Source organism: Pseudomonas sp. R38(2017), assembly GCF_002112395.1.
In the GTDB taxonomy this organism is placed as follows: Bacteria; Pseudomonadota; Gammaproteobacteria; order Pseudomonadales; family Pseudomonadaceae; genus Aquipseudomonas.
This window is the reverse complement of sequence record NZ_NEHN01000001.1, coordinates 427,233-448,866: the sequence shown is the minus strand read 5'-3', so window position 1 is coordinate 448,866 and position 21,634 is coordinate 427,233. Positions and strand designations below refer to the sequence as shown.

Sequence of the window (21,634 nt, the reverse complement as noted above, 5' to 3'; positions counted from 1 at the left end):
TGCTCAACGGTACTCTGCCCCCGGCAGCGGCGGGTCGCGCCAGAACCGACGCTGCTGACGCATCGACCGGGCCGGCTGGAATCTGCCCAGTTGCAGATGAATGGCCCCCTGCTCGGCGCTGTCATGAATGCGCAAACCCAACTTGCGGTAACGGGCGATGACCGTCGGATGCGGATGCCCGAACGAGTTGCCCTGCCCCCGGGAGACCAGCACGTCTCGGGGCTGCAAAACCTTGAGCAACGCCATTGAGGAAGAACTGCGGCTGCCATGGTGCGGGGCTTGTAGCCACTGGGTCGGGACCGCCAGGGCGCTGTTGAGCAAATCCCGTTCGGCAGCGGTGTCGATATCGCCGGTCAGCAGCAACCGCTCGCCGTTGGCTTCGACCTGCAGGACACAGGAACGCTGGTTGCTGTCGTGGGCATCGGCCCATTGCCATAGATGAAAGGCAACGCCGTCCCACTGCCATTGCCGACCACTTTCACAGGTTTCTGCGTTCAGCGCTTCGGGGAGACCCGGCGGATCGCCGCTGATCACCCGGCTGACCGGCAAGCCGTTTGCCACCGCCAAGGCGCCACCGGCGTGGTCGGCGTCGGCATGGCTGAGCAGCATCAGGTCGAGTCGCTCCACACCCAGTTTGTACAAGGCCGGCAACACCACCCGCTCACCCACATCGAAGTCACCGAAACGCGGGCCGCTGTCGTACAGCAATGTGTGATGGCGGGTGCGGATCAAAATCGCCAGCCCTTGGCCGACGTCGAGTTGCCAGACATCCGCCACGCCTTCGGCCTGCCGCTCCCGGGGCGCAAATGCCAGCACCAGCAACAACGGCCAGCCCAAGGGACGCAACGGAACGCCTCGGGGCAGCAATAACAGCACAGCACCGATGCAGCCCAGCGCCAGTACCCAACCCGGCATCGATGCCGCAACCCACGCCGGCCAGTGCCCGGCAATCAGGGCCAGAGCCTGGAACAATCCATCGACCAACCCGCCGGCAATCCACAACAGCCCTTCGCCGACATAGGGAATCGGCAACAACAAAGTGCCCAGCAATGCCGGCGGCAGCACCGCAAAACTGATCCACGGCACCGCCAACAGATTGGCCAATGGCCCGCTGAGGCTGATCGGCAACCCCAGAATCAGCAACACCGGGCACAGGCCGATAGCGATCAACCATTGCGCCCGCGTCCAGGTCTGCCACCAGCGCCAAGGCCCCAGACGACTACCGAACGTGAAAATCAGCACCGCCACCGCCGTGAAAGACAACCACAATCCCGGGCGCAGACTGGCCAGCGGGTCCATCAGCAGCACACCATTGAAAGCCAGCAAAAACGGCCACCAGGCACCGAGATGGCGAAAGCGCAATCGCCACAGCAACACCAGCGCAACCATCACGCAGGCCCGCCGCACCGGCACATCGAACCCGGCCAGCAGGCCATAACCCAACGCCGCAGCGAACGCCAGACCACAGGCCCACGGCAGCCATGGCCAACGCAATGGCCACACACCGAATCGCGCCAGCCCGGCGATCAGTCCATACATCACCGCCGCCAGCAGACCGATGTGCTGCCCGGAAATCACCAGCAGGTGCACGGTGCCGGTGTCCTGCAGGATCTGCCAGTCCTCGCGACTGAGCCCCGAGCCATCACCCAGCACCAGTGCCGCCAGCGCTGCGCCCCGTCCCTGAGTGTCCACATCCAGCAGACGCTGACGGATGCTGTCGCGCCATGCCCATTGCGCTGCCGCCAGCCGGTCGCCATCCTTCACCGTACCGTTGGCACCGATGCGTTGCGCCAACAACCAGGCCTCGTAATCGAAGGCATCGGGATTGAGCAGCCCGCCGGGACGTTTGAGTTTGACCGCCAGCCGCCAGCGCTCACCGCTGTTGACCGGCGGCCCGGAGTACCAGGCCAGACGCATCAGCGACGGCAGTTTCTCGTGCCGCGAACGTGCATCGGCCAGTTCGAAGCGTACAACTCCATCACCATTCTGCGGCAGGCCAACCACCTGCCCTTCGACCCAGCGCGTCTCGCCGTCCAGCTTCGATGGCAATCGATCATCCAGCGCCCACTGTGCGCCGATGCACGACCACGCGAAGCCGAACAGCAAGAATGCCAGCGGGTAACTGCGAAACGGCAGCAGCATCAGCGCCCCGACCGGCAGCAAAACCATCCACCCGACCGGCGGCAACGCCGGCAAAAAAACCGGAACCAGCAGACCGACCGCCAGCGCGATCATCCCTGTGCGCATACGCTCGTCCTTGATTACGACTTTCCAGAAAAGTCTCCCCTCTCAAGGCATAGCGGGTGTTGGTCGCGGCCGCCGTTATCAATTGTCACAAAGTCTGAATGGGCGGTTCGTAGAATCCAGACATACTTGCCGCCTTAACCGACCGAGAAGCCTTATGCCCCGGCGCTTATTCAAACGTTACATGCCCGATCCGACGAGCATCAGGGAACACAAATCCTTACGCTTTCTCGGCACGTTGCTGCATGACCCGAACCTCTGGCATCTCAACCGTCACTCTGTTGCCCGGGCCATGGCCGTTGGCCTGTTCGCGGCGTTTCTGCCGATTCCGGCACAAATGCTGGTGGCGGCGGCATTGGCGGTCACAGTGCGCGGCAACATGCCGATTGCCGTCAGCCTGGTCTGGCTGACCAATCCGATCACCATGCCGGCCGTGTTCTTCTGCACCTATCAAGCGGGGGCGTGGTTGATGGATGTTCCCGCACGCACGCTCCCCGACGAATTGACCTGGGAGTGGATCAGCGGTGAACTCTCGACCTTGTGGCAACCCTTCCTGCTGGGTTCGGTTGTGGTCGGACTGGCGCTGGGCGCTCTCGCCTACTGCGTGGTGATGATGTACTGGCGCTGGTGGGTGGCCCGGCAATGGGCTCGGCGCAAGAAAAGTCGCCAGTCGTGAATGCAAAACGGCCTCCACTGTGGGAGGCCGTTTTGCATTGCAGCACAGGGCGAATCAGGTACGCATGCCGCGGCCGCTCACCAGCAACCGCGCACAACCGAAGTACAGCACTACGGTCGCCACCAGCATGAAGGTGATCGCGATACCGATGCGAATGTCCGAAACGCCCAGGATCCCGTAACGGAAGGCGTTGACCATGTGCAGCACCGGGTTGGCAAGCGACACGGTCTGCCAGAACGGCGGCAGCAAGGTGATCGAGTAGAACACGCCACCGAGGTAAGTCAGCGGGGTCAGCACGAACGTCGGGATGATCGAAATATCATCGAAGTTGCGTGCAAACACGGCGTTGATGAAGCCCAGCAACGAGAAAATCGTCGCCGTCAGCACCACCACCAGAACGGTGACGCCCAGGTGATGCACCTGCAGGCTGGTGAAGAACAACGACAGAATCGTCACGATCACACCCACCATAAGGCCTCGCAGGACGCCACCGAGGGTATAGCCGATAAGGATCGTGTGCGGCGACACCGGCGACACCATCAGCTCTTCGATGGAGCGCTGGAACTTGCTGCCAAAGAAACTCGACACCACGTTGCCGTAGGAGTTGGTGATCACCGACATCATGATCAGCCCCGGCACGATGTACTCCATGTAACTGAAGCCACCCATGCCGCCGATCTGCTTGCCGATCAGGTTGCCGAAGATCACGAAGTACAGAACCATGGTGATCGCCGGCGGCAGCAGGGTCTGCGGCCAGATCCGCGTGAAGCGCCGGACTTCGCGGTAAACGATGGTATTGAGGGCGACGAGGTTGGGGCGCAGCTCGGAACTCATACCGCCACCTTCGACAGATTTTTCTCCACCAGGGACACGAACAGCTCCTCGAGGCGATTGGTTTTATTGCGCAGGCTCAGCACTTCGATGTTCTGCAGGGCCAGTTGGCCGAACAGCGCAGTGATGCCCATGGACTTGTCGACCTGGACTTCCAGGGTATGCGCATCCACCAGACGGGCCGGGTAGCCGGCCAGTTGCGGTGCAACCGCCAGATCGTTCTTCAGGTCGAGCAGGAAGGTTTCCACATGCAGTTGCCCGAGCAACTGACGCATGCTGGTGTTCTCGACGATGGTGCCGTGGTCAATGATGCCGATGTTGCGGCACAGCTGCTCAGCCTCTTCCAGGTAATGCGTGGTGAGGATGATGGTGATGCCTTTCTGGTTCAGTTCGGTGAGGAACGTCCACATCGAGCGACGTAGCTCGATATCCACCCCGGCGGTCGGTTCGTCAAGGATCAGCAGACGCGGTTCATGCACCAGCGCCCGGGCGATCATCAAGCGACGCTTCATGCCGCCGGACAACGAACGCGACGGCACATCGCGCTTGTCCCACAGGCCGAGCTGAGTCAGGTACTGCTCGGCGCGTTCCTTGGCGATTTTCGCCGGAATACCGTAGTACCCGGCCTGGGTTACGACGATGTCGAAGGTCTTTTCGAACTGGTTGAAGTTGAATTCCTGGGGCACCACGCCGATCGAGCGCTTGAGCGCCGCCGGGTTCTTGTCCAGGTCGTGGCCGAAGATATTCACCGTGCCACTGGTCTTGTTGACCAGGGTCGAGAGAATGCCGATGGTCGTGGATTTGCCGGCGCCGTTGGGGCCGAGCAAGGCGAAGAAGTCACCTTCAGCGACGTCCAGATCGATACCACTCAAGGCCTGGAACCCGTTGCCGTAGGTTTTGGTTAGCTGCCGGATGGACAGAGCGGAACTCATATCGGATTACGCACCAAGAAGAGAAAAAGGACTGAATGACGGCGGGCGGCGAGGGAGACAACCGCGGCGCACAAGCGCAATGGTGCTTGCCGCCGCCGCACAAGTACAGTCAAGTGTGTCGATAGTAGGTATTAAGTCAACGCGGTCATGACGGCTTTGCGATACGCCGGACGCTGCTTCAGTCGCGCGTACCAGGCCTCCAGATGCGGCATCGGCGCGCGCTCGATCGGCATCTCGAACCAGGCATAAATGAAACTGCCAAGCGGAATGTCGCCCATGCCGATTTCACTGCCGGACAGGTACGGCTGGTTTTTCAGGGCCTGATCGGCCATCGCCAGCAAGCCCTCGCATTCCTTGATCGCGGCATGGATCGCCGGCCAGTCCTGCTTGTCCGCCGGGGTGCGCAGAACGCCCCAGAACACCGTGCGGAAAGGGCCTGCAAAACTGGAAGTCGTCCAGTCCATCCACTTGTCAGCGGTGGCGCGGGTCTGCGGATCCGCCGGGTACCACGCGGTATCGGCCGCATGTTTTGCCAGCAGGTAACGCACGATGACATTGGATTCCCACAGCACAAAACCGTCGTCCTGTATCACCGGCACCCGCCCGTTCGGGTTCATTGCCCGGTACTCCGGTGTGTCGACCACACCAAACGCACCACCGGCATCAATGGCCTCGTAGGCCAGCCCGAGCTCTTCGGCAGCCCACAACGGTTTTCTGACATTCGACGAATTCTTGCGACCCCAGATCTTCAGCATGACCGCCTCTTTTCCAGTAAATGGGCAGGCAGCATACGCCGGATCAGAGGCTGCCGACATCACCGCGCATGTCACTGGACAACGGTTTCTGCTGATCGTTGAACAGGTGCGGATAACATTTCCGCAGATGTTCGAAGAAAAAGGATTCCGGTACATCGGCGAACTGACCGTGATCGACCAGGTACTCCATCAGCAGCGCGCCATCACTGTTGTAAGGGTGAAAAACGCTGTCGTTCATGCCGTCGAATTCCAGCGGTGCAACGTTGAACATTTCGCAGAGCTTCTGGTTGAACGCGGGTGTGGCTTTCACCCAGCGATCATTGAGAAACAGCTCGGTATAACCATGCATGGCGAACACCTCGCTTCTCAGCAGCTCAAGCAGACGCGGCGTCGACAGATGATTTTTCACATCCGCCAAACCAATTCGTGCAGGGATCCCGCAATGGCGCGCGCAAGCGGCGAGCAGCGTGGCTTTGGGCACGCAATAACTCTCACCCGCCGCCAGCGCGTAACTGCCGCGCAAGGTCTGCGGGTCGCGGCTGAAGGTGTACATGTTGTAACGCACCGCCTCGCGCACGGCGTAATAAAGACTGATCGCCTGCGCGCGCAGGTCGCGACTGGCACCACGGTGCTGCTCGGCGAACTCCACCACCGAGGGGTGGTCACTATCGATAAAGCGGCCGGGGCTCAGATACTCGTGCATGACGACATTCTCCTGATTGAGCCTCGAGTCTAGCGAGAGGTTCAGCACAGAGATAACGACGTTTCGGCCAAACATGCACGCAAAGACGCGGAAGCTGCGAACGATTTCCCACGCGTGTTGCCCACCGAACCTACAAAAGACATCCGGGGTTTCCCACGATTTCAATCACCTTGCTCTGACCGCCCCGTTTTGCAGATGCCGTCTAAGCTCTGGAGGGTCGGTTCGCCCTGGTTCACGGAGGATTAAATATGCTGTTGTTGTGGATACTGGTTCTGATCGTCGGCGTGGCGTATCTGGCCCACCGGCGCATCACCCCGCTGCCTGCACTGGGCATCATTGCCGCTTACCTGTTGGCGATGGGGATTTTCAGCCACGCGCCGGGCTGGCTGCTGCTGATTTTCTGGGTCATGCTGGCCCTGGTGGCCACCCCGCTGCTGTTGCCTGACCTGCGCCGCAAACACTTCACCGCGCCACTGTTCAGTTGGTTCCAGAAAACCCTGCCACCGATGTCGCAGACCGAACGCGACGCGATCGATGCCGGCACGGTGTGGTGGGACGGCGAACTGTTCAGCGGGCGCCCGGACTGGGACAAGCTGCTGTCCTATCCAAAAGCGCAACTGAGCGACGAAGAACAAGCGTTCATCGACGGCCCGACCGAAGAGCTCTGCGCCATGGTCACCGACTGGCAGATCGGCCAGTCGATGGACCTGCCGCCAGAAGCCTGGACGCACATCAAGGAACACGGTTTCTTCGCCCTGATCATTCCCAAGGAGTTCGGCGGCAAGGGTTTCTCCGCCTACGCTCACTCCCAGGTGGCGATGAAACTGGCGACCCGCAGCGGCGACCTCGCCTCCACCGTGATGGTGCCCAACTCCCTTGGCCCGGCCGAACTGCTGCTGCACTACGGCACCGACGAACAGCGCAATCATTACTTGCCACGACTGGCCCGGGGTGACGATATTCCATGCTTCGCGTTGACCGGCCCGCTCGCTGGTTCCGACGCCGGCGCCATGCCCGACACCGGGATCATCTGCAAGGGTGAATGGGAAGGCCAGGAAACCCTCGGCCTGCGCCTGAACTGGGAAAAACGCTACATCACCCTCGGTCCCGTCGCGACCTTGCTCGGTCTCGCCTTCAAGGCCTATGACCCGGATCACCTGCTCGGCGATAAAGAAGACCTGGGCATCAGCCTGGCGCTGATCCCGACCGACACCCCCGGCGTGGAAATCGGCCGTCGCCACCTGCCGCTGGGTGCAGCGTTCATGAACGGCCCCAACTCCGGCAAGGACGTGTTCATCCCGCTGGACTTCCTCATCGGCGGCCAGGACATGCTCGGCAAGGGCTGGATGATGCTGATGAATTGCCTGTCGGTCGGGCGTTCTATCTCGCTGCCGGCGGTAGGTACCGGTGCGGCCAAGTTCACCAGTCTGGTGACCGGGCAATACGCGCAGATCCGTGAGCAGTTCAATGTTCCGCTGTCGGCGTTCGAAGGCATTCAGGAAGCCATGGCACGCATCGGCGGCAACGCGTGGATGATGGACGCCGCCCGGATGCTGACCGCCAACGCTGTGGATCTGGGCGAGAAGCCCTCGGTGCTGTCGGCGATCCTCAAGTACCACCTCACCGAACGCGGCCGCGAGTGCATCAGCCACGCCATGGATGTGCATGGCGGCAAGGCGATCATCATGGGCCCGAACAACTATCTGGGCCGCAGCTGGAACGGTGCGCCGATCTTCATCACCGTGGAAGGCGCGAACATTCTTTCGCGCAACCTGATGATCTTCGGCCAGGGCGCGATCCGCTGCCATCCGTTCGTGCTCAAGGAAATGGCTCTCGCCGGTCGCGAGGACAAGGATCAGGCACTCAAGGAGTTCGATGGCCTGCTGCTCAAGCACATCGGATTTGCCGTGAGCAACGCCGCCAGCACGCTGGTGCTGAACCTTGGTTTCGGCCACTTCGAACACGCGCCGGGAGACAAGCTCAGCCAGGGTTATTTCCGCGCGCTCAACCGTCAGGCTGCCGCGTTTGCCATGCTCGCCGACCTGAGCATGATGCTCCTGGGCGGAGAACTGAAACGACGCGAGCGGCTGTCGGCCCGTCTGGGCGATGTGCTGAGCAACCTGTATCTCGCCTCGGCGGCGCTCAAGCGTTATCACGACCTCGATTCCCCGGCGTACATGGAGCCGCTGTTCAGATGGGCCATGGAAGAAAGCCTCGGCCAGTCGGAAAAGGCCCTGGATGAACTGCTGACCAACTTCCCGAACCGGGTTTTCGGCTGCCTGTTGCGGGTGATCGTGTTCCCGTTCGGTCGTCGTCACAAAGGCCCGTCGGACAGACTCGGTGCCGAAGTGGCTGGCGTCATCGGTCGGGCCAAGGGCGATCCGGCGCTGGAAGAACTGCTCGCCGGCTGCTATCGCCCGCAATCGGCGGACGATGCGGTCGGTGCACTGCAACACGCCTGCGATCAGTTGAACGCTGCGCAACCGTTGCACAAAAAGCTGCATTCATCGCTCAAGAGCGGCCAGGTCAAACCGGTCGCCGGCGAACACGTCATCGATGCAGCACTTGAAGCCGGGGTGTTGCAGGCGGTGGAAGCCCAGACCCTGCGTAATGCCGAAGCGGCGCGGCGTAAGGTGATCGATGTCGATGACTTCGACAAAGAGGAACTGAAACCGGCGGAAGGGAAAGTCCGCTGATCCCTTCAATCAGTGAAAAACGGGCGCAGGGGCTTTATACTCCCGCGCCCGTTTTGCTCTTGAGGACTTATCTCGTGTCCAACGTCGTTGCCAATCATCTGGTTTTGCTCGACCACCTGCGCAGTATCCTGGTCGCCGTAGGTGAGGCCGATCAGGTTCCCGAAGAAAGCCATGCCCTGTTCCTGGAGCGTTTCGACGAACTGCTGGCGTCACTGCCGATCGAGCCGATCGAAAGCCAATACCTGGGCCAGGACATCCTGACTCAAGTGATTACCCGCTATCCGCAAATTGCCCACCTGATCCCGCGGGATCTGCTGTGGTTCTTCGCAGGCGATTGCCTGCACTACCTGTCCGATGAAGAAATCGACATGTATCAGGCGCTGGAAGAACGCCGTTACGAAGCCGAACAGAACGACGAGCCGTTCGACTGGAATCAGGAAAAACAGCTGCTGGCGATGTCCGCCCAGGACAGCAAGCACTGATTTTCGCCCGGTAAAGAAAAGGCCCGCATGGTGATCCATGCGGGCCTTTTTCATGCGGTTAAAGCAGCCCTTCACTCTCGGGCAATTCGTACTCGGCCAAGGCTTTTGAACCGGTGGGTTTTCCGGGCCTGCTCAATGTCGGCTCTTTCTCCAGGCACTCCACCAGATAGTCGATGAACACCCGCAGCTTCGGTGGCAGGTAGCGCGTTGGTGAATGCAGCAACCACAATCCGCCATGGTAGGACGCCAGGAATGTCCAGTCCGGCAGAACCTGCACGACCAGCCCCTGTTCCAGGGCATAGCGAGCCGTGAAATACGGCAGGCTGCCGATTCCGATGTGCTGCAACACAGCACCCAGACGCACGCCGGTGTGATTGGCGGCATACCGGCCACGCACGCCGACCGTCACTGCCTTACTGCCCTTCTTGAATTTCCAGCGCGCATCGCTCGGGGTTTCGCCCAGGTAGATGCAGCTGTGATTGAGCAAGTCATGGGGATGAGTCGGTGCGCCATGTTCGGCCAGATACTGCGGCGTCGCGCAGAGCAAATGGTCGATTGTCAACAACTGCCGTCCAACCAACCCCGCCGGCGGCCGCTCTGTGATGCGAATCGCCAGGTCGACATGATCGTCGATCAGATCCACCTGGCGGTCTTCCAGCAGCAACTCCACATCGACCTTCGGATAACGGCGTAGAAATTCCGGCATATGCGGATGAATCACGAAGCGTCCGACCGCTTTCGGCACACTGACCCGCACCAGTCCTTCGACTTCGTGGGTGAACTGGCCGCTGATCTCCATCACTGACCTTGCGGCGCTGACCATCTCCTGGCAGCGCTTGAATACCTCTTCACCGCCATCACTCAAGCGCAATTTGCGCGTGGTGCGTTGCAGCAGCCGCGTGGCCAATGCCTTTTCCAGCCGGGAAATACTGCGGCTGACCGCCGAGGGCGACGAACCCAATTGACGAGCGGCCTCGGAAAAGCTGCCGGTCTCCACGACCTTGACGAAAATCGCCATTTCACCGAGCAACGGCAGAGGAAGATTTATGCTCACAGCGCAACAGTCCTTTGATGTTTGAACGGATTATCACGTTATTGCACGATTCATATAATTAAAAAAGAAACTTTAATAAGGGCATGGAATATGACGCTTCGCCTCTTTTTCCATAGTGATGACCTCAAGGCCAATGTGGAAGTCCTCGACTGCACGCCCCACGAGAACGAATTCGCTGTTGTGTTGCGAGCCACGCTTTTTCATCCTCAGGGCGGCGGCCAGCCCTGCGACACTGGTTGGATCGGCGATAGCCAGGTTCTGCGCGTCGTACAGGATCCAGACCGAATTGTTCACTACGTCAGCCAGCCGGTACCACTGGGCATGACCCAGATTCGCGTCGATGAAGAACGTCGCCGCTTCAATACCCGCATGCACTCTGCCGGGCATTTGATTGGTCACTTTGTCCAGGCCATGGGCTGGATGCCGATCAAGGCACACCACTGGCCGGACGAAGGTCGGGTGCAATTCAAGCCAGGGGAATCGGCGCAGGAAGTCGATGCGCATACCGTTCAATACGGCATCGGGCAATGGATCGAACACGATCTGCCCCGCCTGACGTCCCTGCGCGAAGGCGCGCGGGAAATCGGCTTCGGTGAACTGCCAGCCTACGGTTGCGGTGGCACCCATGTACGCAGCCTGAAGGATCTGGGCACAGTCACGATCGCGTCCCTTTCGCAGAAGAAAGGCACGTTGTCCGTCCACTACAGCGTGGATTGAGGATTTCGGGCGCTGCCAGATGCAGCGTCCGACGCCGGGGGAACCGCGCTCGCCGGTTCCGTTGACTACTCGTTAGATGGACCTGAAACCATGATGCTTGACGTCGAGCGTCTCGATGAGACGTGCATAAAAAAACTGGCCAACGAAGAAGTCCTCGCCATCCGCGTCAAAGGCTTTTTGCCTGAAGACCAGGCGATCCGGATTGGCGACAAGATCCTCGAGCCCGGCTTCGAGGGCTATATCAACGCGCCCAGCATTGGCCGAATCGGCATGGCGTTCTATGAGGCGGAAAACCAGCCGTTGCTGATCGAGGATTACTTCGAACGCGCCACCAGCAACATCGCCGAACTGCGCAACCGCTGCGCACCCTACTCGTCGCCGGTCGACACCCTGCGCTGCATGCTCGACGAATCCTGGCCGGCTGGTGCCCATCTGGAAAACCTCTACGGTCGCAAGATGTATGTCGGTCTGTCACGGGTGGTCAAACCCGGCGTCTGCTTCCTGGCCCACCACGACATCTTCGCCAAGGACGCGCCGGAGAGTTTCCAGGCTCACAGCCTGGAGGCGCAATTCGCCTGCAACGTCTATCTGAACATGCCGACCGAGGGTGGCGCGTTGCAGATGTGGGAAGACGACATTTCACCGGACCGGTTCGACGAGATGCGCGGCGACAGCTACGGCATCGATCCGGCGCTGCTCGGCCCGCCAGCCCTCGAAGTACGCCCGGAACCGGGGGATTTCATCATGTTCAATTCGCGTCGTATGCACTCGGTAACGCCGGGTGTGGCCGATCCGCGCTTGAGCCTTTCGTTTTTTGTCGGCTATCGCGGCAACGCTTCACCCCTGACTTTCTGGAGCTGAAATGACATCGAATTACCTGGGCGAGTTTCTGGCGCTGGCCACCATCCACTTTCTGGCCGTGGTTGCTCCCGGCCCGGACTTTGCCGTGACCATCCGCCAGAGTGTGCGATTCGGTCGACTGGTCGGCATCTGCACGGCACTGGGCATCGGCGCGGGGATTTCCGTACACGTGCTGTACACCCTGCTGGGCGTCGGTGCCTTGATGCACACCACGCCCTGGCTACTGACAGTGGCCAAGGTCGTGGGCGGCGCCTACATCTTTTACCTGGGCATCAGCCTGATCCGCAGCAAACCCAAGACAACGCTGGAAGGTGAAAAGACCAGCGACGAGCCACTGGTCGAACAATCGCTGTTCAAGGCGTTTACCACCGGTTTCCTGACCAACGCCACCAATCCCAAGGCAACGCTGTTTTTCCTGGCGATCTTCACCACGATCATCAGCGCCAGCACGCCGCTGGAAATCCAGGCCCTGTACGGACTGTGGATGTGCGGAGTCAATGCATTGTGGTTCGTGATCGTTGCGCTGTTCTTTTCAAGCAGCAAAGTGCGGCTGCTGTTCATGCGCATGGGGCACTGGTTCGAGCGCAGCATGGGGGTGATTTTGATCCTGTTTGCCGGGCGACTGGTGCTGTCGATGTAAGCATGCGGATAGGAGAAGCCCGGCCCAGACAGATTGGACGGGCTTTTTCGATTCTGCGCCGCTTTTGCATTTCTGTGCGACGCGTCCCACTTCGGGGGCTCCCCTATCGCTTGCTTGTGGTGTTAGTTTGCGAAACCGTCTGACGCATCGATCAGACACTTCCTACTCACTGCCTGCAAAGGAATGCCCTTAGCAATGGACTTTTCACTCAAGCAACTGGCCGCATCAACCCTGATTCTGGCCAGCCTTTCGTCCGTGACACTGCCCGCCCACGCCAACATCACACCGCAGCAAAGCGCGACCATCCTCAAGACATTCAGCGATGCAAAGGTCAGTGATTTCCGTCAGTTCCTCGGCGAAGTGGCCAAGAGCGACCTGAGCAAGACCGACGACCTGCGCCCGTCCATCAGTGCGTTTCTCGACAACAAGACACTGACCGCTGAACAGCAAAACGAGATCTATCGCCTGCTGGGCCTCTACACCCGGGCGAAATACGGCAAGGCCGCTCTCGAAACCCTGCGCGAACTGGTCGAGATCCCGACTGATCGCAAAGAGGGTGTCGCCCAGCACGAGAATCCTGAATTCATCAAGATCGCCGCCAAGATCAAGGACCTGGCCGAGTCCTTTGGTTTGAACTACCGAAACGTCGACAATCGTGTCTACGAAATTTCTCTCGATGGCAGCGGCAAGGAAGTCGTGGGCATTCACGCGCACGCCGACGTGGTGCCAGTGACACCGGAAAACTGGGTGCTGAAGGACGGTACCAAACTCGACCCATTCAAGGTCACATTGATCGGCGACCGCATGTATGGCCGTGGCACCGAGGACGACAAGAACGGGATCGTGGTGACGCTGTATGCCATGAAGGTGATCAAGGAAGAAAAGCTGCCGCTGGCCCGCAATTTCAAACTACTGGTGGACACCACCGAAGAAACCACTGGCGACGCGATTCCTTACTACTTCGAGCGCAACCCGACGCCGGAGTACAACCTGGCGCTGGATGGCGGCTACCCGGTGGTGATCGCCGAGAAAGGCTACGGCACGGTCATGGCCAAATTTGCCAAGCGCAAGGCCGAGGGCAAAGGTGCGGAACTGATCTCGATGACCGGCGGCATGGCGACCAACCAGATTCCATCGGTTTCGCTCGTCACTCTGGTGACAGACAAGCCTGCCGAGCTGGCCGCCAGTCTGCAAAAGGCCGGTAACGAATACGCCAAACAACATGGCGGCGACTTCGAAGTGAATGCCAAGGTCGATGGCAAGGACGTGAAACTCAGCGTTACCGGCGTTTCCGCGCACTCTTCAGAGCCTGAGTCCGGCGTCAACCCGGTCGCCCGCATGCTGGACTTCATCCACAGTGTGGATGGCAAGATCGCGCTCAAACACAACCACATCACCGATGCCGCCCGTTACGCCGCCGACAACTGGGGCCTGGACTACAAGGGTGGCAAGCTGGGCGTCGGTTTCGCCGATGACTTCATGGGCCCGCTGACCACCTCGCTGACCTATGTCGGGATGGATGACAAAACCTTCAAACTCGCGATCAACCTGCGTGTGCCGAAGGGCAAGTCGCCGCAAGTGCTCAAAACCGAAATCGCCGACAAACTGGCGGCCTGGAGCAAGAAAACCCACGTCGCGGTCAACTTCGATTACTCGATCGCCGAGCCGATGTACCGCAACCCTGAAGGCGAATGGGTCAAGGCGCTACTGGCCGTGTCCACCGAAAACCTGGGCATGAAACACGAGTTCGGCACCTCTGCCGGCGCCACCTCGGTGCATGAGCTGCCCAACGGTGTGCAATTCGGTCTGGCCCGACCTGAGGTCAAATACACCGGTCACACAGACGGCGAGTTCAAGACCGTTGACCAGTTCCTGCTGGACCTGCAGATCGTTACTGAAATGATGGGCCGCATCGGGCAACTGCCGAAGCTCTGATCGCGACACTGGCCCACCACCTTGGCGGGCCAACAAAAAAGGACCGTGAGGTCCTTTTTTGTTGCGCGACAAATAACGCACAAACAAAAACGCCGCTCATCACTGAGCGGCGTTTTTGTTGAATATGGAGCGGGAAACGAGACTCGAACTCGCGACCCCGACCTTGGCAAGGTCGTGCTCTACCAACTGAGCTATTCCCGCAATGGCGTCCCCTAGGGGACTCGAACCCCTGTTACCGCCGTGAAAGGGCGGTGTCCTAGGCCACTAGACGAAGGGGACAGGCTACAACTTTCACTAATAAAAACGCCGCTCATTGCGGAGCGGCGCTTCTTGAATTTGGAGCGGGAAACGAGACTCGAACTCGCGACCCCGACCTTGGCAAGGTCGTGCTCTACCAACTGAGCTATTCCCGCAAATGGCGTCCCCTAGGGGACTCGAACCCCTGTTACCGCCGTGAAAGGGCGGTGTCCTAGGCCACTAGACGAAGGGGACACGCTACCCGGAACACATGGTGTGTGTTTCGGTGCCCAGATCCGCATCCGAAGACTTGGTTCTGGTTTCACTCAGCACCGCCCGAAGGCACTGCCGTTTAAAATTGGAGCGGGAAACGAGACTCGAACTCGCGACCCCGACCTTGGCAAGGTCGTGCTCTACCAACTGAGCTATTCCCGCATTGGCGTCCCCTAGGGGACTCGAACCCCTGTTACCGCCGTGAAAGGGCGGTGTCCTAGGCCACTAGACGAAGGGGACACACTACAACATTCACTCCCTGCCGCGTTTCGCTGTGTGCTTTACGCTGCAAGTGGCGCGCATTCTATGGATGGATTGGAAGGTCGTCAACCCCCTGATATAAATTTATTTAAATCAATGACTTCGCCCTGCTTTACGCGCCGATTCGGACTTTTCCGTCGCCCGACGATTGACGCCTATATTCCGACACTCGCCAAGGCGCTATAGTCCACGGCACAGGTGATGGCAATCTGTACCCCAAGGGCCAGCATTTATATAAGCAGGCTTGCGGCCGATACAGATGAAGCTTCGCTGATCCAACCCGTCGAGCGGCGCTAGGCTCCTATATGCCGAGCTACTACACTCGCACGCGAACCCTATAAAGAGGTCTTACCGGTGACACCACTCATGATCACCCTGCTAGTCATAGCCGGGATCGCAATCTTGATCGCCATTGGCTACATGAACCATGTGGTGGAAAACACCAAACTGGAGAAGGCCCGCACCAAGGTCGAACTCAACGACCGCCTGCGCCGTTGCGGCGAACTGACCGAAACCTTCCCCGGCCAGTTCATGACCCCTGCCCTCAAGCTGCTGATGACCCGCCTGGAACTGAACGTCTGCCAGCGTCTGCTGAATCTGGAAAAAACCAGTGCCACCACCAAGGCCCGCATCACCGAACTGAGCGCCCTCGTCGCCCAGGGCGAATCGATCCCGGTCAACAATCCGCCAGCCCCGATACAGACCGAAGCCAAGGCCAAAGACGTCCGCTTCCTCCTCGAAGCCCTCCACGGCCAGATCACCCGCGCCGCCCAGGACGGTTTCCTGCCACCGAACGAAGCCAAGCACTGGATTCGCGAAGTACGCCATATTCTGGTGTTGCTGCACATCGAGTTCTTCAACAACCTCGGCCAGCACGCCCTGCAACAAAACCAGCCAGGCCAGGCCCGTCTCGCGTTTGAACGCGGCGTGCAATACCTGCGCAAACAGCAGGACCCGCAGATCTACGCCGAACAACTCCAATACCTGGAAAAACTCCTGGCCCGCGCCAACGCCCAGGTCATGGACAAGATCGCTCCGGTCGAAGGCGAAGAAAACCAGCTGACTGCCGGCCTCAAGGATGTCGAGGCAGATGCGGACTGGAAAAAGAAAGTGATTTACGACTGAGTGTAGTCAGAGAGAGAAGCCACCGAGAGGTGGCTTTTTTATTGGCTTCAAAGCAGAAGATCACAAGCCCCCCTCACCCTAACCCTCTCCCTAAGGGAGAGGGGACTGACCGAGTTGTTTGGGAGAGGTACGCCGACGTGAAATACCGAGTTGAACTCGGGTTTTAAAACGCGTGCAACTCGACTCCTGCTGCTGCACCTTCTTCTGCTTCTTCTGCTTCTTCTGCTTCTTCTGCTTCCTCTGCCCTTCTGCCCTGGCTTAGGCTTTGGCTCTACACCACTCAACACGATGAGCGTTAGCTCGAGTACCGCTTTTGACGTACCGGCCCCATCGGAAGGCTGAGTGGAGGGATTTATCCGGGGGTGGGCGCGTAGCGCCGTTTGGCGAAGCCAAACACATCGAGAGGAGGTGCAGCGAAGCAAACCGGAGGCGATGCCCCCGGATGAATCCCGGAACGAAGGAACACCGAGCCTCAGCGAGGTGCCGAACGCCGGGGCCTAGACCTTTTGGTTCCTTTTGGGGCGTTTGCCAAAAGGGACTCGCCGTAAGGGCGAAACCGCCAGCCGCAACACCCAAAAAAACGGATATTCACCCAAACCACCCCAAAACCTGGTCGGCCCCAAGGCCGCCAAGGTCAAAGCCGAAAGTGCCCCACCATCCCCCGCAACTCACTCCCCAACTGCGCCAGCTCAACACTCGAAGCCGCATTCCCGCGCATCGCAATCGAAGACTGATCTGCACTCGCCCGAATACTGGTCACACTGCGATTGATCTCCTCAGCCACCGAACTCTGCTCCTCGGCCGCTGCCGCAATCTGCTGATTCATCTGCTGAATCAACGAAACCGCCGCCGCGATACTCCCCAGCGCACTTTCGGTCTGCAACGCATCACTCACCGCCAGCTTCACCAGCTCGCCACTGCTCTGAATCTGCTGCACCGACGAATGCGCCGCCGAACGCAAGGCGCTAACCAGTCGTTCGATCTCCTCGGTCGACTGCTGCGTGCGCCGGGCCAGCGCTCGCACCTCGTCGGCAACCACCGCAAAGCCCCTGCCCTGCTCGCCCGCCCGCGCGGCTTCGATCGCGGCGTTGAGCGCCAGCAAATTAGTCTGCTCGGCAACACTCTTGATCACTTCGAGTACCGTGCCGATGTTCTGGATTTCTGCGCTCAGGCTTTCGATGCTCGAACTGGCCGACGTCGCCGAATCCGCCAGTTGCTCGATCCGCGCCATGCTCTGGCGCACCACCTGCTGGCCACTCTCGACCTTGTCGTCGGCAGTCTGCGCTGCGAGCGCGGCTTCTTCGGCATTGCGCGCCACGTCATGAACGGTGGCGGTCATCTGGTTCATGGCCGTGGCAACCTGCTCGGTTTCCTCTTTCTGGCTGCTGACTTCAAGGTTGGTCTGCTCGGTCACCGCCGACAGCGATTGCGCGGAACTGGCCAACTGTTCAATGCCCGCCTGCAATCCGCTGACGATGGTGCTGAGGCCCGCGCCCATCTGCCGCATGGATTGCATCAATTGACCGATCTCGTCATGACGGGTCACCTCCACTGTTGCGCTCAAGTCACCGGCAGCAATCCGCTGAGCAACCTGCATCACGCTGCGCAACGGGGCGACGATCAACCGGGTGATCACCCACGCCGCAACCAGCCCAACCAACAGCGCCAACGCTGACGAGCCGATGATCAGCACCGAGTTCTTCTTCAGCTCCCCCTGCATCGCGACGTCCTGGGCGACATAGGCCTGATCGACCCGTTCCACCACTTGTGCGGCTCGCTGATGCAGTTGCTCGTAGACGGTTTTTTCCTGAGCCAGAAGCCCGGTGTACTCGGCGAGCTTGTCATTGAAACCGGCGATGTGGCCTGAGACCTCATTGAGAACCGTCAGATAACCTTCGTCCTTGACCGTGGATTTCAGTTGTTCGGCTTGCGCCTGAGCCTGCGCGGCCTGTTCGATGTTGCCTTTGGCGCTGTCGTCACCCTTGCGGCTCTGATCCAGCCGCACCCGCGCTTCGTTCATGGCTTGCAGCATCAAGCGCGAGACCTGGCTGACCTGACTGGCCTGTTCGATGAACTGCGCCCCATCCTTGCCCTCGCTGTCTTTCAGCGTGTATGCGCCGTCATCGGCAAGCCCGGCCTGCAGGACGTCGAGGTTGTTGGCAACGCTGGACACCGACCAACTGGCCATTTCCAGCGCCAGATCCTTGGCCTGGGTCAGCGACACGAACTCATCGAACGCCTTGCGGTAAGCACCAAGGGACTGCTGGACATCGTTCATGACCGACTCATTGCCCGGCGATTGAGCCTTGAGCTGATCGGCCATGGCGATCAGGCCCTCCACGCCCTCGTGCAAGGCATCAGCGGTTTTCGAGTTGCCGTGCAAGGCGTAGTCCTGTTCCAGCAGACGCACTTTCAGCAAGCCGCTGTTGAGCGAGGACATCTGCTTGAGCCCGTCGAAGCGCTGACTGATGGTCTGCAGGGACCAGACGCCGATGGCCGCCACCAGCGCGGTCAACAGCAGGACCAGCACAAACCCGATACCCAGTTTTTTCGCCATACCGAGGTTGGCAAAACGTCCTTGCACGGCCGAAATCATTGCGCGTAGTCCCCTGCCAAAGTCTGTTGCCGAAGAGTCGCAACGGCCATGAACCAGCACAAGTCTCTGGCGTCGGAATAATGGCAAAAAGCTACGCGCGCGTCGTTTTCAGAACACTTGAGGTCGATCCACAGCCGTACTGCGAAAAAACTGTCGCGCCCGCGGATCGCAGGCGTAAGCCACATTGATGCGCTGCCAGTCACTCGTTTCCCCGCTGGGACTGAACGACGTCGCACAGGACAGTTGCACGCCATGGCGCAAGGCTTGTCTACGCAAGCGTCCCTCGTCCGACAGCGGCGAACGCGCCCAGATGAACAGCCCGCCCGTCGGCTTGCCAAACACCTCCCAATCGGCATCTTCCAGCGCCTGCAAGGCCGCCGCACGATCGGTATTGAGCCGCTGGCGCTGGCGCTGCACCAGTTTGCGATACGCACCGCTGGCCAGCAGTGCCGCAAGAACCGCCTCACTGAACCTTGAAGTGCCCATGCAACTGATCATCTTGACCCGCGCCAGTTGCTCGATCACCTCGGGACTGGCCATCACGAAACCTGCCCGTAACGAGCTGCTCAGCGTCTTGGAAAAACTGCCGATGTAAATCACCCGCCCGTCTTCATCCAGTGCCGCCAGGCGCGTGCCGCTGCCGTTATGCATGTCGGCGTAGACGTCATCTTCGATCAGTTGCAAATCGTAGGTTTTGCTCAATTCCAGAATGCGTCGAGCGACTGCCGGCGCCAGACAGCTACCCGTAGGGTTGTGGTGGTGGCTGTTGATAAACAGCGCCGCCGGCCGAAATTGCCGCAGCAGTGCCTCGAGCGCCTCAAGGTCCGGTCCGCCTGGGGTACGGCGAACCTCCAGCATACGCACGCCATGCAGCCGCAAGAGATCGAACAGCGGCGCATATCCCGGCGTTTCCACCACCACACAATCACCGGCCCGAAACAGCGTACGCACGATCAGGTCCAGCCCATGGCTGGCACCGGCCGTGGTCAACACACCGTCCTCATCGGCGACGATATCGAGCAGCCTGAGTCGTTTGACGATTTGCTCGCGCAGCGCGGGGAGCCCTAGAGGCGTGTTGTAGTTGAACAGGCTGGCCATGTCGGTGCGGGCCACCTGACGGATCGCGTAGCTGAGATCATCGGGTTCTCGCCAACTCTCCGGCAGAACGCCGTCGCCCAGTTTCAACCCGCCGCGCCGTTGCGGATCCGTATCACAGCCGTGGCGCTCGCCTTCGAAAGCCGGGCTGTCGAGGGCCTTGCAACACTTCGGCAATGTGGCCGCGACCATGAACCCGGCCCCTTGCCGCGAGGCCAGCACGCCCTGTGCCACCAGACGCTCGCAAGCTTCCATGACGCTCGACTGGCTGAGCAGGTTCAACCGCGCGATTTCTCGCACGGAAGGCAGGCGCGTGGATGGTGGCACCTCTCCCTGCACGACCCATTCGATCAATCCATCAACAATCTGCTGTACAACCGGCACCATTGCCTGTCGGTCAATTCTCAATTCCATGAGTACCCAAACTCCTGTCCGTTTTGCCCGCAGCAGTAAATCACAGCCGCGCCGGTCAGGCTGTGCGACAACGCCGTCAAAAGCCATCGTTCTAACTATTTGAAACACATTGTTTATCAATGACATGGAACCGAGCGCAGGCGAAAAAAAACCCGCTGGCAGGCGGGTCTTTTTCCTGCAACAGCAGATGCTTTTTCAGAACGCGGTCACGCCACCGTCCACAGCCAGTGAATGGCCGGTGGTGAACGCTGCACCATCGCTGCACAGGTAAAGTACGGCGCTGGCAATCTCCTCGACCTTGCCGATACGACCCAACGGGTGCATGGCGTTGGCAAATTCGCCTTTCTTCGGGTCTGCCTCATAGGCGCGACGGAACATGTCGGTATCGATCACCGCCGGGCAAACCGCGTTGACGCGGATTTTCTTCTTGGCGTACTCGATGGCGGCAGACTTGGTCAGACCGATCACCGCATGCTTGGAGGCGGCGTAGATGCTCATCTTCGGCGCGGCGCCCAATCCGGCCACCGACGCGGTGTTGACGATCGCCCCGCCGCCCTGGGCCAGCAGCAACGGCAACTGGTACTTCATGCACAGCCAGACACCTTTGACGTTGACGCCCATGATCGCGTCGAACTCATCCATCGAGCCTTCGGCCAGTTTGCCTTTCTCGATTTCGATGCCGGCGTTGTTGAAGGCATAGTCGAGACGGCCGTAGGTCTTGATCACCTCGTCCATCAGATTTTTCACTTCGCTTTCGACGGTAACGTTGCATCGCACGAAGGTCGCTTCGCCGCCGGCGGTACGAATCAGCCCCACCGTCCCCTCGCCCCCGGCAGCATCCAGATCGGCCACCACCACTTTCAGACCTTCAGCGGCGAACGCCTGGGCGGTCGCGCGGCCAATACCATTGGCGGCGCCCGTGACGACGGCAACCTGACCGGAAAACGTCATGCTCATTGTTATGTCCTCAAATGCGGGGGGGATTGATGAGCAGCATAGCCACAGGGGCCTGAGTGACGTCAGCACTATCAAAAGGCCGGTTAGGCTTTCATGAATCGCAGTGATGAAACCCCGCCGGGGACTATCACCGTACTGGATCAGCCTGCA

The 21,634-nt window shown here is 60.0% G+C and carries 17 protein-coding genes, 6 tRNA genes and 1 pseudogene; 8 read left to right on the top strand and 16 right to left on the bottom strand.

Annotation, left to right across the window (positions count from 1 at the left end; translation table 11 throughout):
* Positions 1-3: 3 nt before the first annotated feature.
* On the bottom strand, positions 4-2,247 hold the full coding sequence (locus CAF87_RS02170; protein WP_085730451.1) for a DNA internalization-related competence protein ComEC/Rec2: 2,244 nt from the start codon (positions 2,245-2,247) through the stop codon (positions 4-6).
* A 154-nt stretch (positions 2,248-2,401) separates the two neighbouring features.
* Here CAF87_RS02170 and CAF87_RS02165 point away from each other — a divergent pair, with 154 nt between their 5' ends.
* Entirely contained in the window at positions 2,402-2,920 is a 519-nt protein-coding gene (locus CAF87_RS02165) for a DUF2062 domain-containing protein (RefSeq protein WP_085730450.1), read from the top strand.
* Positions 2,921-2,974: 54 nt separating this feature from the next.
* Here the strand turns inward: CAF87_RS02165 and CAF87_RS02160 are convergent, their stop codons facing one another.
* The 4 genes from CAF87_RS02160 to CAF87_RS02145 all read right to left on the bottom strand — a co-directional run bounded on the left by CAF87_RS02160 (position 2,975) and on the right by CAF87_RS02145 (position 6,141).
* Positions 2,975-3,754: an ABC transporter permease gene (locus tag CAF87_RS02160; RefSeq protein WP_085710947.1), complete on the bottom strand. Its 780-nt coding sequence runs from the start codon at positions 3,752-3,754 to the stop codon at positions 2,975-2,977.
* Positions 3,751-4,683 (bottom strand): ABC transporter ATP-binding protein, encoded by a 933-nt coding sequence (locus CAF87_RS02155; RefSeq protein WP_085710948.1) that lies wholly within the window; start codon positions 4,681-4,683, stop codon positions 3,751-3,753. Before CAF87_RS02155 ends, CAF87_RS02160 begins: the two co-directional genes overlap by 4 nt.
* 131 nt (positions 4,684-4,814) lie before the next feature.
* Positions 4,815-5,438: a glutathione S-transferase family protein gene (locus CAF87_RS02150; RefSeq protein ID WP_085730449.1), complete on the bottom strand. Its 624-nt coding sequence runs from the start codon at positions 5,436-5,438 to the stop codon at positions 4,815-4,817.
* Positions 5,439-5,481: 43 nt separating this feature from the next.
* Entirely contained in the window at positions 5,482-6,141 is a 660-nt protein-coding gene (locus CAF87_RS02145) for a transglutaminase family protein (RefSeq protein ID WP_085730448.1), read from the bottom strand.
* Between the two features lie 248 nt (positions 6,142-6,389).
* On the opposite strand from CAF87_RS02145, the gene CAF87_RS02140 reads away from it, so the two are divergent.
* Both CAF87_RS02140 and CAF87_RS02135 read left to right on the top strand, forming a co-directional pair.
* Positions 6,390-8,837, top strand: coding sequence for an acyl-CoA dehydrogenase (locus CAF87_RS02140; protein ID WP_085730447.1), 2,448 nt, complete (start codon positions 6,390-6,392; stop codon positions 8,835-8,837).
* A 74-nt stretch (positions 8,838-8,911) separates the two neighbouring features.
* A complete protein-coding gene (locus CAF87_RS02135; protein ID WP_085730446.1) occupies positions 8,912-9,319 on the top strand; it encodes a PA2817 family protein in 408 nt (135 codons plus the stop codon).
* Between the two features lie 58 nt (positions 9,320-9,377).
* Here CAF87_RS02135 and CAF87_RS02130 read toward each other — a convergent pair whose 3' ends face one another.
* Positions 9,378-10,373 carry a LysR family transcriptional regulator gene (locus CAF87_RS02130; RefSeq protein WP_085730445.1) on the bottom strand — a complete coding sequence of 332 codons (996 nt, stop codon included), beginning with the start codon at positions 10,371-10,373 and terminating at the stop codon, positions 9,378-9,380.
* A 90-nt stretch (positions 10,374-10,463) separates the two neighbouring features.
* Between CAF87_RS02130 and CAF87_RS02125 the strand changes: the two genes are divergently transcribed.
* The 4 genes from CAF87_RS02125 to CAF87_RS02110 all read left to right on the top strand — a co-directional run bounded on the left by CAF87_RS02125 (position 10,464) and on the right by CAF87_RS02110 (position 14,526).
* Entirely contained in the window at positions 10,464-11,090 is a 627-nt protein-coding gene (locus tag CAF87_RS02125) for a hypothetical protein (protein ID WP_085730444.1), read from the top strand.
* Between the two features lie 90 nt (positions 11,091-11,180).
* Complete coding sequence (locus CAF87_RS02120; RefSeq protein WP_085730443.1) at positions 11,181-11,951, top strand: 2OG-Fe(II) oxygenase; 771 nt, start codon at positions 11,181-11,183, stop codon at positions 11,949-11,951.
* Position 11,952: 1 nt separating this feature from the next.
* Positions 11,953-12,591: a LysE family translocator gene (locus CAF87_RS02115; protein ID WP_085730442.1), complete on the top strand. Its 639-nt coding sequence runs from the start codon at positions 11,953-11,955 to the stop codon at positions 12,589-12,591.
* A 195-nt stretch (positions 12,592-12,786) separates the two neighbouring features.
* A complete protein-coding gene (locus CAF87_RS02110) occupies positions 12,787-14,526 on the top strand; it encodes a dipeptidase (RefSeq protein ID WP_085730441.1) in 1,740 nt (579 codons plus the stop codon).
* 125 nt (positions 14,527-14,651) lie between these two features.
* Here CAF87_RS02110 and CAF87_RS02105 read toward each other — a convergent pair.
* The 6 genes from CAF87_RS02105 to CAF87_RS02080 form a co-directional block, all read right to left on the bottom strand.
* Positions 14,652-14,727: transfer RNA gene (locus tag CAF87_RS02105), tRNA-Gly, on the bottom strand.
* Positions 14,728-14,729: 2 nt separating this feature from the next.
* Positions 14,730-14,805: transfer RNA gene (locus tag CAF87_RS02100), tRNA-Glu, on the bottom strand.
* Positions 14,806-14,863: 58 nt separating this feature from the next.
* A tRNA-Gly gene (locus CAF87_RS02095) sits at positions 14,864-14,939 on the bottom strand.
* A 3-nt stretch (positions 14,940-14,942) separates the two neighbouring features.
* Positions 14,943-15,018: transfer RNA gene (locus CAF87_RS02090), tRNA-Glu, on the bottom strand.
* A gap of 104 nt (positions 15,019-15,122) precedes the next feature.
* Positions 15,123-15,198: transfer RNA gene (locus tag CAF87_RS02085), tRNA-Gly, on the bottom strand.
* 2 nt (positions 15,199-15,200) lie between these two features.
* Positions 15,201-15,276: transfer RNA gene (locus tag CAF87_RS02080), tRNA-Glu, on the bottom strand.
* Positions 15,277-15,663: 387 nt separating this feature from the next.
* On the opposite strand from CAF87_RS02080, the gene CAF87_RS02075 reads away from it, so the two are divergent.
* Positions 15,664-16,422: a hypothetical protein gene (locus tag CAF87_RS02075; protein ID WP_065261849.1), complete on the top strand. Its 759-nt coding sequence runs from the start codon at positions 15,664-15,666 to the stop codon at positions 16,420-16,422.
* Between the two features lie 634 nt (positions 16,423-17,056).
* Here CAF87_RS02075 and CAF87_RS29660 read toward each other — a convergent pair.
* The 4 genes and pseudogenes from CAF87_RS29660 to CAF87_RS02060 all read right to left on the bottom strand — a co-directional run bounded on the left by CAF87_RS29660 (position 17,057) and on the right by CAF87_RS02060 (position 21,484).
* Positions 17,057-17,920: a methyl-accepting chemotaxis protein gene (locus CAF87_RS29660; protein ID WP_371857194.1), complete on the bottom strand. Its 864-nt coding sequence runs from the start codon at positions 17,918-17,920 to the stop codon at positions 17,057-17,059.
* Positions 17,918-18,142 (bottom strand): annotated as a pseudogene (locus tag CAF87_RS29655) (HAMP domain-containing protein); the annotation flags it as partial. The pseudogene CAF87_RS29655 and the gene CAF87_RS29660, both read right to left, overlap by 3 nt.
* 984 nt (positions 18,143-19,126) lie before the next feature.
* Positions 19,127-20,527, bottom strand: a complete 1,401-nt coding sequence (locus CAF87_RS02065; protein ID WP_085730439.1) for a PLP-dependent aminotransferase family protein — start codon at positions 20,525-20,527, stop codon at positions 19,127-19,129.
* A gap of 195 nt (positions 20,528-20,722) precedes the next feature.
* Positions 20,723-21,484, bottom strand: coding sequence for an SDR family oxidoreductase (locus CAF87_RS02060; RefSeq protein WP_085730438.1), 762 nt, complete (start codon positions 21,482-21,484; stop codon positions 20,723-20,725).
* Positions 21,485-21,634: the final 150 nt, after the last annotated feature.

Bases quoted from the DNA above. Each gene is read 5' to 3' on its own strand.
- CAF87_RS02170 (WP_085730451.1), bottom strand. From the start codon at position 2,247: ATGCGCACAGGGATGATCGCGCTGGCGGTCGGTCTGCTGGTTCCGGTT.
- CAF87_RS02165 (WP_085730450.1), top strand. From the start codon at position 2,402: ATGCCCCGGCGCTTATTCAAACGTTACATGCCCGATCCGACGAGCATC.
- CAF87_RS02160 (WP_085710947.1), bottom strand. From the start codon at position 3,754: ATGAGTTCCGAGCTGCGCCCCAACCTCGTCGCCCTCAATACCATCGTT.
- CAF87_RS02155 (WP_085710948.1), bottom strand. From the start codon at position 4,683: ATGAGTTCCGCTCTGTCCATCCGGCAGCTAACCAAAACCTACGGCAAC.
- CAF87_RS02150 (WP_085730449.1), bottom strand. From the start codon at position 5,438: ATGCTGAAGATCTGGGGTCGCAAGAATTCGTCGAATGTCAGAAAACCG.
- CAF87_RS02145 (WP_085730448.1), bottom strand. From the start codon at position 6,141: ATGCACGAGTATCTGAGCCCCGGCCGCTTTATCGATAGTGACCACCCC.
- CAF87_RS02140 (WP_085730447.1), top strand. From the start codon at position 6,390: ATGCTGTTGTTGTGGATACTGGTTCTGATCGTCGGCGTGGCGTATCTG.
- CAF87_RS02125 (WP_085730444.1), top strand. From the start codon at position 10,464: ATGACGCTTCGCCTCTTTTTCCATAGTGATGACCTCAAGGCCAATGTG.
- CAF87_RS02120 (WP_085730443.1), top strand. From the start codon at position 11,181: ATGATGCTTGACGTCGAGCGTCTCGATGAGACGTGCATAAAAAAACTG.
- CAF87_RS02115 (WP_085730442.1), top strand. From the start codon at position 11,953: ATGACATCGAATTACCTGGGCGAGTTTCTGGCGCTGGCCACCATCCAC.
- CAF87_RS02110 (WP_085730441.1), top strand. From the start codon at position 12,787: ATGGACTTTTCACTCAAGCAACTGGCCGCATCAACCCTGATTCTGGCC.
- CAF87_RS02075 (WP_065261849.1), top strand. From the start codon at position 15,664: ATGATCACCCTGCTAGTCATAGCCGGGATCGCAATCTTGATCGCCATT.
- CAF87_RS29660 (WP_371857194.1), bottom strand. From the start codon at position 17,920: ATGGGCGCGGGCCTCAGCACCATCGTCAGCGGATTGCAGGCGGGCATT.
- CAF87_RS02065 (WP_085730439.1), bottom strand. From the start codon at position 20,527: ATGGAATTGAGAATTGACCGACAGGCAATGGTGCCGGTTGTACAGCAG.
- CAF87_RS02060 (WP_085730438.1), bottom strand. From the start codon at position 21,484: ATGAGCATGACGTTTTCCGGTCAGGTTGCCGTCGTCACGGGCGCCGCC.